We start from the raw sequence: 12,554 nt of genomic DNA on the forward strand, positions 1-12,554 counted from the left end.
CGCACATGTTGCGGTTTTTTTGTGCCTGCAATTTGGCTACTCAGCTGCATCCGCCGGCTTCCTTATTTGTTACACTTTCAACTGCAATTTAAAACCTGTATAAAATCAGCGCACAAATACATGATTTGTCCAATATCTATCCATTTGGTTGCATTTTTATGAAATAAGACTTAACAAATACCGAAAAGCCCGTATAATGCACCCCATCAAGACGTCGCGCTCATAGCTCAGCTGGATAGAGCACTTGGCTACGAACTAAGGGGTCGGGAGTTCGAATCTCTCTGAGCGCACCAATCTTGATAAAGAATTCTGAAAAAACCGCACATGTTGCGGTTTTTTTGTGTCTATAATTTACTAAAACATTCCCGCATTATTTGATCTTCTGTTGAATCTTTAAGGTCAGCACGGTATTGCCACCCAATGCCGGCAGCAGCTCGTGATACGGCATACTGCGCATGGCGCGTAATAAAAACGGTGCCTGCGCATCAATGTTCATGGCGCTGGTCACATTCAGTAAACTGCCCTCGGCTTGCGGCAAAATCTGCATGCCGCCTTGCACATAGCGTAAATCTCCCCCCACCGCCTGAAACTGCTGCTCCAGAGCGCCTTGTGCCTGAAAACGCAGTTTAAAATCAAACGGAATCTGAATCACGCCCAGTCCGACCGAAATTTTATAGTCGGCATCCAGCTGCCGGGCAGAGGGCTGCTGAATATGAACTTTTTTAATTTGCCGTGGAAACAGGTGCTGGTAGGCCTGCGGTTCAAGCCAGGGTTTTAGCTTGCTGGCCGGCTGGGCATAGTACTGATAGCTGCTGCTAAAACGCATGACTTCCTGCTTTGCGCCATAGGACACCTGATAGGCCGGTAAAATAAAGGATACGGGTTGTTGTGATTTCTGGCTGATCTGCCGGATTTTGTTCATCTGGCTGACACTTAATTCAGGGGCTGGTACGTCGCCGGCGGGTAAGGCTCGGGGTGTGGTGCTTTTAAATTTACGTTGCAGTGCTTCCAGAATAAAGGCATTGGTGCCGGCCGGCAGGCCCAGTTTGGCATCGGGCAGGGCATTCAGGATGGTACGAAATAAAAAGCCTTTGGGCTGCGCCAAATCTCCCCAGTGGGTGACTGTGACCAGCGTCTGATGGGCCGACAAGGCAAACCACTCTATTTTTCCGGCGCCATACGGAATGGGCGCGTCAATCACCAGGGTTTCAATACTGTTGTCGGTGCGCTGATGTTGCAGGATCACATCGTCTTTAAAGTTCAGCACCGGAATGGGCGTGGGAATATGAATCCGGTATTTGACCTGACTGATGTGCTGGCGCTGCTCCAGCATCTTGGCGCTTTTTAAGGTCGGAAACAGCTGGGCATAGCCTGAATAATCACTGAGCAGCGCCGCAACTTTGTGACTGGGCACTGGCAGCACCACCGCAGCACTATAAAATTTACCCCGTTTTGTGGATGCGAAAGTTGGCAGCTGAATCGGTTGCGCGGCATGTGCATAAATCAGAATTCCATCTCCGGTCAGCGCGGCCAGCTGCTCGGCACTGCTGCCATAGCCTTGTAAACTGCCTGGCATTTTTCCTGTCCAGCGAACTAAACTGGCCCAGGCAGAAACCGGCAGCAGCAGACTGCAAAGCAGGGCGATCAATCGGGTGTGCGTCTGTGGCATAAAACATCCTGTTTTTGCTGTGGAGGTGAGTGAATCATCCCGTTTTGAATCGGGTTATTTTTTGAATGGTGTGTGCAGCATCATCATGACAGCACTGGCAAGAAAAAGAATAAGGAAATCACCTATTCTGGTGTAATATTTAGCGTAATTTAACTGATTTGATGATGAGCCGATGTCGGAACTCAAGCCTGCCTTGTCGCTACGTTATTTTTTAAATCTGGAAGAATCTCAGGATGGCTTTGCTCTGGCCACCTTTGGTAAAAAACAGTTTACCCGTTTTATTACTCCATTAATTAGTGTCGGGATTATTGCCTGGGGCATTTATTTGGGCCTCGATGGTGTGGGTCGTTACTATCTGGCGCTGGGGGTATTTTTTCTGGTGCTACAGATGCTGATGCGCTACTGGTTCCTGCCGATGATGTTTAAGCGTCAGTTTGTCAAATACCAGTTTGGAAAAAGTGAGCAGGGCATTGCGCTGTATCAGGATTATGCCGAGATTTCTGCCAATGGCCGTGACAAAGTGGTGCATTATAACGAAGTGCAGAATTTTGCTTCAGGCAAGTTGACCTATATGATTGAGCTGAAAAACCGCATGGTGATTATTGTGCCAAAACGCGTGTTTGAAAGCACAGCCGATCAGACCCTGTTTGAAAATACCTTTAAAAAATAAGCCTGTTAAAACCATCACATCATAAGAGGGAAGATCATGAATACACGTCCATCGAAAATTGTCTGTGTGGGTCGCAGTTATGCGGATCATGCCAAAGAACTGGGCAATGCGGTTCCTGATCGTCCGGTGCTGTTTATTAAACCGCCGAGCAGCCTGCGTCCGTTATCTGCCGGGATTGCCTGGAATCCGGCCTGGGGCAGCTGCCATTATGAATGTGAACTCAGCCTGCGTATTGACCAGCCCTTAAAAGCAGAAACCGATCCGCAAAAAGCCTTGCAGGCTGTGGGGGCGGTGACTTTGGGGCTGGACCTCACCTTGCGTGACTTGCAGGATGAACTGAAACAGAAAGGCCATCCATGGGAACGGGCCAAAGCCTTTGATGGCGCCTGTGTACTGGCAGACTGGGTCGATGTTGCGGAAATTAATGACTGGAAAGATGTACACTATACGCTGCATATTAATGACGAACTGCGTCAGCAGGGGCATACCGCGCTGCTGATTTTTGAAATTGGTGCGCTACTGGCTGAAATTAGCCACAGTTTTAGTTTGGAGCCGGGCGATGTGGTAATGACCGGTACTCCGGCCGGGGTGGGTGCCTTAAAGGCCAATGACCAGTTAAGCATGCGTTTGCAGGGTAAAACCCGGGAATTTGTCTGGAGCACTTTTGTTCAGGCTTAACTGCTTCTCCAGACGACAAGGACTGCAATTGCAGTCCTTTTTTATTGAGCTTTTCGAGCCTTCCTTGTTTCAGTCTTTGAGTAAATCCTGAAACTTGCTATGCAGCTTCATCAGTTTGGGTGGAATTACAAAGTTGCAATAGCCTTGCGTCGGGTTATTGGCAAAGAAGTTCTGATGATAGGCCTCTGCCGGATAAAAACGCGGTGCAGCGGTCACTTCGGTGACCACAGCAATGCCCTCGGCTTTGAGCTGCTGGATCATCTGTTCGGCCTGTTGCTGCTGCTTCGGATTTAAATAATAAATCACCGAACGATACTGGCTGCCGACATCATTGCCCTGACGGTTAAGCGTGGTCGGGTCATGGGTGGCAAAGAACACATTTAACAGCTGGGTATAGCTGATTTGACTGTCATCGAAATCAATCAGAATGACTTCAGCATGGCCGGTATCACCATTGCACACCGCTTCATAATTTGGATTGTCCATCTGGCCGCCGGCATAGCCACTCACCACTTTGGCCACACCGCGCAGTTGGAGAAATACCGCTTCGGTACACCAGAAACATCCACCACCAAAAATTGCCTGTTGCATAGGGTCAGCCTTCTGTTTTCAATCGTTCATAAAAAAGGTCTGCAAAGGTGCAGGCCGGTGCAGTATTAACGCGGTTGTACGGCACTTTCCAGCTGAATCAGCAAATTGCCATAACGATCCAGCAGTTTCAGGGTTTTACCAAAGACCTGATAATGGGTCACTTTGGCCAGTGCTTCATTGAATTTCTGATCAATGCCATTGCTGTTGAGGCAGGCCATACGGGTGCCAGCCATTTGGCTTAGCGTTAGCGTGTCACGGCCGGCGCTGTAGCTGCCCATAATCCGGTTACAGCCATCGGCACCGCTAACGCGTTGGGTGGCGCTATCAAATTGCAGGCTTGGAATATTGTGGGCAGTCGGTTCGGTGCGAACCGCGGTATTGCCAATCTGGGTCACAATCCAAGTGCGGTTTTGCAGCTGGACAAGATTGGCAGTTTCAACGGTAGCACCCGGGGTTGGTAAAGTTTCACAGCCGCTAAAAACTAGGGCTGAACCTAAAAGGGCAACGGCAGCAAGATGTTTAAGCATATGGATTTCTCTTTATTTTAAAGCTGATGGATGTATCTAAACCAATTTTAAATTTGATCGCCAGTTAAAATTGTATCATTGATTTGACGGAGCGCCAGGAGCGGATGGCGCGGGCAAACCCTGCCGGATTAGTGCTGAAAATTGTGCACTATCCAGCTGGCCCGGCTGTTCCACACGCGGATTGATATAAGCGCGCTGATACCAGCTTTCAATGCTCAAGCTCTGATCAAGCGCCTGTAAATCATACAAATAATTGGGTAAATAACCCGAAGCTAGCAGGCGATAATCGGTGGGCAAGGTCTGGTTGGATACTGCCTGCACCATGTCAAAGACCAGGGTAGTGCAGTTACTGGTCAGGGTGTTATACCATTTGGGCTGTTGTGCCAGTTCATCGGCTTTGGCCAGATATTCTAGAAACAGGGCTTTTTGCATGTCCCGTGGCATCTTCAGCGGGAAAAAATAGACCTGTTCGCCGCGAATATTACTGCGGGTATAGATAATATCTTTTTCATCCGCTGCCACCAGACTCAGTTCATATTTGCGGAAGAATCCGCCCAGCGAAGAAAATTCTTCATGGCGTTCTTTGCGGATTTCAATCGAAAAAGTCAGCGGTGCGGCATTGGCAAAATCGAAACTGACCAGGGTGTGGGCAATTTGTGGTCCCATCCAGTAGGAAGTGATGATGTTGACGCCCCGAATCTGGTTCAGGTCATAATGGCGACTTTCCCAGCGCTGCTCGTAGGAACCATCGCTGTGCCAGTTAAAGTTACGCACATTGTGCAGAATGACCTGATCGCCGTGACGCTCGGAATGTAACAGCTGCGCCACTTCGGGATTCCAGTCGCGGTCCTGGCGAGGTGGCAGGCCAAAATACCAGAGCTGGCTGCACAGAAACACCAGCAGATAAATCAGCACATCCAGTTTACGGCTAATCAGATGCCGGCTGATATAGATGCCCAGAATGCTCATGGCAAAGGCAATCCACAGGCCAATCAGGATCCGGCTAAACAGCAGTCCAAACGGCTGCTGAAACCACAGGATCAGCACCAGCCAGATCGAGCTGCCAATTACAAACAGGCTAAACAGGCCATGCAAACTGCCTTGAATCAAACGCTGTGCCAGTTCGGGCTGTTGGGGTGTCTGCATGCTGATGAATTCATTCAGAAAAATAAGCTTTATTTTCGGTAGCTGGCAAACTCAAATGCAATGCCAGTTTTGTCATCCAAATGTTGCTCGGCACTGACTTTCTGGAACGCTGCCGGAATTTCCGGATAATGCGCATCGCCCTGCACATCCAGCTCGACATGGGTCAGTTCCAGACGGTCGGCAATATCCATGGTCTGTTTAAAGATTTCACCACCGCCAATAATAAAAATACTGTCCTGCTTTTCTGAAGCCTGCACATCAGCCACGGCCTGAGTTAAAGCTTCTTCAATTGAATAGGCGACTTTGGTGCCCTCAAAGGCCCAATTTGGATCTCGGGTAATCACCCAATTGACACGTTTCGGTAAGGCACGACCCATTGATTCCAGGGTTTTACGGCCCATCACTACCACGCCGCCCTGGGTAATTTCCTTAAAATGTTTTAAGTCGGCAGAAATATGCCATGGCAAATCATTGGCTTTTCCAATACAGCGCTGCTGATCCATGGCCACCACGTGTACAACTTCTAAACCTTGAAATGCCATGCTGTTTCATCCATATCTCATGCGAAAAATTAACCCTATTAAAATGTAAAATCCCCCTCGATGAAAGGGGGATGGGGCATTTGTCCGGAATTAATTGGCTTTAAACCGCTACCGGGGCCTTAATTGCCGGATGTGACTCATAACCGACAATTTCAATATCTTCAAATTTAAACGCGAACAGATCTTTGACGTCCGGGTTCAGTTTCAGCTGGCACAGCCCCAGCGGTTCACGACTGAGTTGCAGTTGTGCCTGTTCAAAATGGTTGGCATATAAATGGGTATCGCCGCCGGTCCAGACAAAATCACCAACCTCTAGATCACATACCTGGGCAATCATATGGGTCAGCAGCGCATAGCTAGCAATATTGAATGGTACACCCAGGAAGACATCGGCACTACGCTGATACAGCTGGCAAGAGAGTTTGCCGTTATGAACAAAAAACTGGAACAGGGTATGACAAGGTGGTAATGCCACCTGACCGGCTTCCTGCGGATTCCAGCCCGATACAATTAAACGGCGTGAATTCGGGTTGGTTTTAATCTCATTGATTAGCCAGGAAATCTGGTCAAAACCATCCTGATTATAGCTGTTATCGGCATTTTTGCTGGCGCCAAAGTTACGCCACTGATGGCCATATACCGGACCAAGCTCGCCTTCAGGACGGCCGAAACGCGCCGTCTGTTCTGCCGTTGACCATTCATCCCAAATCGTAACTTTGTTGTCCTGCAGATACTGAACGTTGGTATCACCTTTCAGGAACCATAACAGTTCAATCACAATTGAACGGAAATGCACTTTTTTGGTGGTTAATAGCGGAAAACCCTGAGACAGATCAAAGCGCATCTGATGACCGAATACAGAACGGGTTCCCGTGCCGGTACGGTCGCCTTTGTCGCCGCCGTGGTCAAGGATATGTTGTAACAGGTCAAGATATTGGCGCATGAAATTCTCTCAATCAAATAGTGATGTGGCTCCTGTGTCGACCTTCATTGCAGCGCAAAAGGCTGGCTGTGTTGAAGATCTTGGCTTTAAATGAGCACATAAAAGTGCAGCCATCATAACATTGATGCCGGGCCGAGATGAATATTCATCATCATTAAAAAAGGCATCTTAAAAAAGATGCCTCAGCAAAATAGCGGCAGCTTATGCGGTTGGCCGACCGGTGTGCGGGGTGTAAATCAGATCACTCAGGTCATAACCCAGACTTTTGGCCTGCGCCAGATATTCATTTTGTGTGGCTTCATCCAGCTGTGGATGACGATGCAGCAACCATAAGTATTTGCGGCTCGGGTCACCGACCAGTGCGGTCTGATACTCCGGATCAAGTTTTAAAATCCAGTAATCACCTTTGGTAAACGGAATCCAGCGCAGGCCTTCTGGCAAGAAGCTGACTTCCAGCTTGCCATGTTCAGCATCGACCGGGGTGGCTTCACCAATCGATTCATCTAGTTGACCCTGACCATCCAGACGGCGGTTTTGCACACGCACTTTGCTATCTTCATTCAGGCTGTAGGTGGCGGAAATATCGGTACTGTCTTCGGGTTCATGGCGCATTGGCAAACGGGCAATTTCGTACCAGGTGCCCAAATAACGTTGCAGGTTAAAACCGGAAATGGTGTTGAGTTCTGAATTCATAAACAACTTCCTGAATTATTTTCATAAAGACTGCAGTTATTCTAAGCAGGCTGAACGGGATTCGGGTTATTGTTGTTAGCGCTCCTGTTTCGGCATGTATGCAGTGTAAATTCAGCCCGGTTTTCTGTGCAGCAACTGCTACACAGGTTATTAAAATGCAAAAAATTGGACAGGAAAATAAAGCTTAGGAGTCAAACCGTTTGGCACGTTGCTGGTAGATCGACACCATAAACAGTCCTACCAAGATAAAGCCGAGTGCTTGCAAGGCCATGGCCCAAAGTTGCATTTTCGGTAGAAACAGCAGCAATACGGCCAGCAGGAGCAGCGGTGCCAGATTCAATCCCCCGTACATCAGTCTGCGCTGATGTTCTGGCCAGGAACGACGATTGCTCCATTGATACAGCAGATGTAAGCCCATGCCCAGAATCAGACTGAGGATGACCCAAAACGGTGGCAGCTGTGCCTGCGTCGAAGCCAGATAAATCAGCAGACAGGTGCCAATACAGATCATCAGTTTAAGCTGGCGATGACAACGCGCGGAATACCAGAAACTGAGCATTTAAGCCTGATCCTGATGTTGATGCAGCAATGACAGTGGCGAGAACAGACAAATTGCCAGAGCCATAAAGCCTAAACCTTGCGCGCCCGGCAATAAAATTTCACCCTGTTGCATGTTCATAAAAATCAGTGCCAACAGCAGGGCAATCGGAATCCAGGTCAGCAGGCGATACAGTAAACCGGTGGGACGTTGTGCCGCAAAATGAATTTTGCAGTAACGGCAAATCAGAAAAATAATACCGGTGCCCATAAACATCAGGATGGCATCATAGGCCAGCGGTTGCATCCAGTATAAAACGCCGGTGACCACTGCAATCAGAATAAACAGCATGAGTTTTTGCAGTACGGATACGTTGGGATTAAACCAGAATTCGAGCATAGCCCACCAGATGAATTGTGCAAGGGTGCATGCACTTTAGCAAAAATGGTATAAAAAAAGCGAGGCCAATGCCTCGCTCCGGTTTAACTATTTTTCTGTGGGCCCCAGTCATAGATTTTTTTCTGGTAGGCGTACCACATCATCCAGAGACCGACCAGAATCATTGGCAGACTCAGGAATTGGCCTTTACTCATCCAGGCAATAAATAGCTGACCATTGTCCGGTTCGCGGAAGAATTCCACCACAAAACGCGCCAGACCATAACCAATCAGGAACAGTGCCGAAACCGCCATACGTGGACGCGGTTTGGAACTGAACCACCACAGCAGAATAAATAACAGCAGCCCTTCAAACAGCGCCTGATACAACTGTGATGGATGACGTACCAGCTGTAGTGGATCGGTCGGGAAAATCATGCCCAGTGCAAAGTTTGGATCAGTGACCGGACGGCCATATAACTCGCCACCAATAAAGTTGCCGATGCGTCCAAACATCAGCCCGGTCGGGACACAAGGTGCAATAAAGTCCAGGGTTTGGAACCAGGTCATCTGGTATTTTTTGCACCAGAACAGCATGGCCAGCATGACCCCCAGGAAACCACCGTGGAAACTCATGCCCCCGGTCCAGACTTGAAACAGCCACACCGGATTGGCCAGAAACTGCTCAAAGCCATAAAAGAACACATAACCGACACGGCCGCCAATGACCACACCCAGCGCGCCGTAAAAGATCAGGTCCGAAACCATGTCCGGCGTCCAGCCACGCTGCTTGGCGCGATAGGTGGCCAGACCCCAGGCAAATAAAAAGGCCAGTAAATACATCAGTCCATACCAGTGGACTTGTAAGGGACCCAGCGATATCGCCACCGGATCAATATTTGGATAGGTCAGCATTCCTGTTCCTTGTCATTCTGTTTTGCACAGATTTTAGCTGAATAAGATGAAAAATGTTGTACATTCAATGTGTAAAGATAGCGAGCAGGAAATTATGTGTATTGTGGCCTTTGCCTGGCAGGTTCTGGATGAGCTGCCTTTATGTTTAATTTCAAACCGTGATGAGTTTTATCAGCGTCCGACTGCGGCGTTGCATGCCTGGGAAAATAGCCCGATTTATGCCGGACAGGACTTGCAGTCGGGTGGCACCTGGATGGGCGTGACCGCCAGCGGCCGCTGGGCCATTGTTACCAATTTTCGTAATGGACAGGATCAGCACAATTATCCGACCTCACGCGGCCATCTGATTCAGGATTTTCTGGAATCTGAATTAAGTCCAATTCGCTTTGCACAAGCATTGGAGCCGCGCCAGTGCGATTATGCCGGCTTTAATTTATTTGTCGGCGACCGGGAACAGGCGGTGTATATGAGCAACCGAGGGGAGGCGCCGCAAGTGCTGGCCAAAGGGGTATATGTAGTGTCCAATGGCTTAATGGGCGAGCACTGGGAAAAAACTGGCCATTTGCGTAAACGCTTTACCCAGGAATTTTTACCGATGTTACAGCAAGCCCAGATGCCAGAAGCAGATCTGCAGCATGCTGCCTGGGATATTCTGGAAGATGAACGCAAGGTGATTGCAGATTTATTGCCAGAAACCGGCATTTCTGTCGAGCTGGAAGAGTTATTGTCGTCGACCTTTATTCAGAGTCCGGCGTATGGTACACGCTGTTCCAATATTTTAAGATTAAATGCTCAGCAATGGCACTGGTTAGAGAAAAGCCAGCAGGGTGAAACCGCCGGACAGATCGTGGAGCTGAATATTCCATTACATAAATAAAAAATACCGGCATCAAGCCGGTATTTTTAAGTTTAAGGATGCTTAAGAGAAAGCGTTTTATGCTTGCTCTAGTGCCTCACCTGCAATCGGACCACCGTCTTTACGGGTGATGACCACAGTAGCTGAACGAGGAACTTTACCTAACGCGCTGTAGCGGGTACTTTGGTTCGCTGGCCAAGCACCACCTGGGTGCTGTACGTTGACAAAGATCGCTTTATAGTCAGGTGTAATGGTTACCCCGGTAATTTCACAGCCAGATGGACCAACCAGGAAGCGGCGGACACGGTCATTAGAAAGCTGTGCACCCACAATTGTTTCTTGACCACCTGCTTTGGTACTTGCTGCAATCGCGGTACCGCCATCACCGACTGAACCTGGAAGTGCTGCAAGCATCATACAGTTGGTTTCATCTGTATATTGACCATCATCGGTTTGAATCCAAAGGATACCACGTGGGTCAAACCACATACCATCCGGGCTAGAGAAGTCGTTCATATCGTCTAGACCAGACAGGTTGATGTTTGACTCAGCGCGTGCTTCAGCACCAAATAAGAAGATATCCCATTTAAATGCTGTAGCGGCTACCGTGTCGCCTTCTTCACGGAAGCGAATAATATGGCCATTCATGTTTCCGGAACTACTTGCGCTTGTGCCCTTGAAGTCAATATAGCTACGTGGGTTAGCGGCATCAGTTGGATACGAACGACCACGGCTGCTGTTATTGGTTAAGGTGACATAAACTTCGCCATTTTCAGGGTTCACTGCAACCCATTCTGGGCGGTCCATTTTGGTTGCACCAACGTGGTCTGCAGCAAGACGGGCATGAACAACGACATCATCCTGACCGGAGAAAGGATAGATTGCATTCGCAGAGGTGAGGCCATTCTGGTTATGCGACAGTTCTAACCATTCACCGGTACCATCATCATTGAACTTGGCAACATATAATGTACCGTTATTCATATATTTGTCGCCTGCAGCATAGCCGCCGTTGACATCTTTAGGGTCCCACACTGCATCTGATACGAACTTATAGATATATTCACCTGTCGCATCATCACCCATATAGAACGCTAATGGCTGACCAGGGATCGGGTTACTACAACGACAATCTTCATGTGCAAAACGGCCGAGTGCAGTACGTTTTACTGGACGTTCAGTTGCGCTAAACGGGTCAATTTCAACAATAAAGCCACAAGTGTTCATGACATTACGGTAGTCTGCTAGCGCGTTTTCACCTTTAACTGAAATATCCCAACGATCATACAGATCTTTGTCACCAGTTAACTCGGCAACTGGAGTATTCCATAAATATTGCGAAGAACGGGCATTAGCACCACCACGACCATAACGTGATAAGGCAATTTCTTCTTTTGCAATGGCACGTGTGTCATTGGCTTGACGAGCGAAATAACCGCTCCAGTTTTCTTCTGCAGTCAGATATGTCCCCCAAGGTGTATAACCGTTACCGCAGTTTGCAAATGTACCACGTGTTAAAGTACCGTCTTGAGAGAATCGGGTTTTAACCAGATCAGAACCGCGCGCTGGACCACGGATTTCCATTTCAGTTGCGGCAGTAATACGACGGTTAAATTCAGAATTTAAATTAATTTTAACGTCTTGGGTATTTTCATCTTTGCTAATTTCAACAACAGATACACCGTGAGCATTTACTTCACGTAAAACCTGATCTTCAGGGCGGATGCCATCTACTGAAATCGTGCCCACAGGGGTATGTAACTGAGATTGCTGCAGATACTCATGGTTTAATACCAGCAAGCCTTGTTTTGATTCTTTGGCAGCATAGTTTTTGTTGGTTGGATGCATACCGAAGAAGCTCATACCATCATGGTTATCGCCGGCACGGAATTGATAAGATGCACCTGATGGTAGTTCAGCATCGGTTTTTTCTGGATAAGTAGGGTTAATTGGATCGCCTACTGCATATAACACTTTCAGCTGGTAGCCTGCAGGAACACTGAAGAAGTTCGCTGTATTTTTTCTCACAGGTTCAAAGGTTAATTTATTCGGGCGGGCGTTCAGATCGCTCCACTCATGCTGATCAGGAGAGGTTGTGTCTGGAGGAGAGGTTGGATTTTCACCTGAATTACCAGAATCATTATCATCATCTGAACAGCCGCTCACGCTTGCTGCAAATGCTAATGCCATTGCCCCACTTGTAGTTTTTGCAATAAAACCACGACGATTCATATGTTGATCAAGAATCGTTTGAAAATGCGTATTATTTGAAGTGTTACTATCTTCGGTCAGATCCTGACACGGAATCATTTCATCGTTGTTCATTTAAAAGTCCTAGCTTTTCTTTAATGGCTTGGTTGCTGCTTAAAAGCTAGAAATAAACTACCCGCTGAATATGACAGTACCTTG

General features: G+C 48.0%; 14 protein-coding genes and 1 tRNA gene. 4 read left to right on the plus strand and 11 right to left on the minus strand.

Annotation, left to right across the window (positions count from 1 at the left end):
* Nucleotides 1-216 precede the first annotated feature (216 nt).
* Nucleotides 217-293 (plus strand) — tRNA-Arg (locus FTT64_RS04255).
* A 77-nt stretch (nucleotides 294-370) separates the two neighbouring features.
* Here the strand turns inward: FTT64_RS04255 and FTT64_RS04260 are convergent.
* Nucleotides 371-1,669 (minus strand): SRPBCC family protein, encoded by a 1,299-nt coding sequence (locus FTT64_RS04260; RefSeq protein WP_180182039.1) that lies wholly within the window; start codon nucleotides 1,667-1,669, stop codon nucleotides 371-373.
* 172 nt (nucleotides 1,670-1,841) lie between these two features.
* Here FTT64_RS04260 and FTT64_RS04265 point away from each other — a divergent pair, with 172 nt between their 5' ends.
* On the plus strand, nucleotides 1,842-2,339 hold the full coding sequence (locus FTT64_RS04265) for a YcxB family protein (RefSeq protein WP_005180217.1): 498 nt from the start codon (nucleotides 1,842-1,844) through the stop codon (nucleotides 2,337-2,339).
* A gap of 36 nt (nucleotides 2,340-2,375) precedes the next feature.
* Nucleotides 2,376-3,017 carry a fumarylacetoacetate hydrolase family protein gene (locus FTT64_RS04270; RefSeq protein WP_016658545.1) on the plus strand — a complete coding sequence of 214 codons (642 nt, stop codon included), beginning with the start codon at nucleotides 2,376-2,378 and terminating at the stop codon, nucleotides 3,015-3,017.
* A gap of 69 nt (nucleotides 3,018-3,086) precedes the next feature.
* Here FTT64_RS04270 and msrA read toward each other — a convergent pair whose 3' ends face one another.
* The 9 genes from msrA to lgt form a co-directional block, all read right to left on the minus strand.
* On the minus strand, nucleotides 3,087-3,608 hold the full coding sequence (gene msrA / locus FTT64_RS04275) for a peptide-methionine (S)-S-oxide reductase MsrA (RefSeq protein WP_168395454.1): 522 nt from the start codon (nucleotides 3,606-3,608) through the stop codon (nucleotides 3,087-3,089).
* Between the two features lie 65 nt (nucleotides 3,609-3,673).
* Nucleotides 3,674-4,135, minus strand: coding sequence for an META domain-containing protein (locus tag FTT64_RS04280; RefSeq protein WP_005180208.1), 462 nt, complete (start codon nucleotides 4,133-4,135; stop codon nucleotides 3,674-3,676).
* Between the two features lie 75 nt (nucleotides 4,136-4,210).
* Nucleotides 4,211-5,281 (minus strand): DUF4105 domain-containing protein, encoded by a 1,071-nt coding sequence (locus FTT64_RS04285; protein ID WP_016658547.1) that lies wholly within the window; start codon nucleotides 5,279-5,281, stop codon nucleotides 4,211-4,213.
* Nucleotides 5,282-5,310: 29 nt separating this feature from the next.
* A complete protein-coding gene (locus tag FTT64_RS04290; RefSeq protein ID WP_180182038.1) occupies nucleotides 5,311-5,823 on the minus strand; it encodes a dihydrofolate reductase in 513 nt (170 codons plus the stop codon).
* A gap of 100 nt (nucleotides 5,824-5,923) precedes the next feature.
* Nucleotides 5,924-6,766 carry a thymidylate synthase gene (gene thyA, locus FTT64_RS04295; protein ID WP_005180203.1) on the minus strand — a complete coding sequence of 281 codons (843 nt, stop codon included), beginning with the start codon at nucleotides 6,764-6,766 and terminating at the stop codon, nucleotides 5,924-5,926.
* Between the two features lie 201 nt (nucleotides 6,767-6,967).
* Nucleotides 6,968-7,459 (minus strand): lipocalin family protein, encoded by a 492-nt coding sequence (locus tag FTT64_RS04300; protein ID WP_005180198.1) that lies wholly within the window; start codon nucleotides 7,457-7,459, stop codon nucleotides 6,968-6,970.
* A gap of 184 nt (nucleotides 7,460-7,643) precedes the next feature.
* A complete protein-coding gene (locus FTT64_RS04305) occupies nucleotides 7,644-8,018 on the minus strand; it encodes a hypothetical protein (RefSeq protein ID WP_005180197.1) in 375 nt (124 codons plus the stop codon).
* On the minus strand, nucleotides 8,019-8,396 hold the full coding sequence (locus FTT64_RS04310) for a hypothetical protein (RefSeq protein ID WP_016658550.1): 378 nt from the start codon (nucleotides 8,394-8,396) through the stop codon (nucleotides 8,019-8,021).
* Nucleotides 8,397-8,479: 83 nt separating this feature from the next.
* Complete coding sequence (lgt, locus tag FTT64_RS04315; RefSeq protein ID WP_016658551.1) at nucleotides 8,480-9,289, minus strand: prolipoprotein diacylglyceryl transferase; 810 nt, start codon at nucleotides 9,287-9,289, stop codon at nucleotides 8,480-8,482.
* Between the two features lie 94 nt (nucleotides 9,290-9,383).
* On the opposite strand from lgt, the gene FTT64_RS04320 reads away from it, so the two are divergent.
* Nucleotides 9,384-10,166 (plus strand): NRDE family protein, encoded by a 783-nt coding sequence (locus FTT64_RS04320; protein ID WP_180182084.1) that lies wholly within the window; start codon nucleotides 9,384-9,386, stop codon nucleotides 10,164-10,166.
* Between the two features lie 57 nt (nucleotides 10,167-10,223).
* On the opposite strand, the gene FTT64_RS04325 is transcribed toward FTT64_RS04320, so the two are convergent.
* Nucleotides 10,224-12,470 (minus strand): PhoX family phosphatase, encoded by a 2,247-nt coding sequence (locus FTT64_RS04325; protein ID WP_168384202.1) that lies wholly within the window; start codon nucleotides 12,468-12,470, stop codon nucleotides 10,224-10,226.
* Between the last annotated feature and the right edge of the window lie 84 nt (nucleotides 12,471-12,554).

Origin of the sequence: Acinetobacter sp. Q186-3 (assembly GCF_013420655.1) — a bacterium.
GTDB lineage: Bacteria > Pseudomonadota > Gammaproteobacteria > Pseudomonadales > Moraxellaceae > Acinetobacter > Acinetobacter indicus.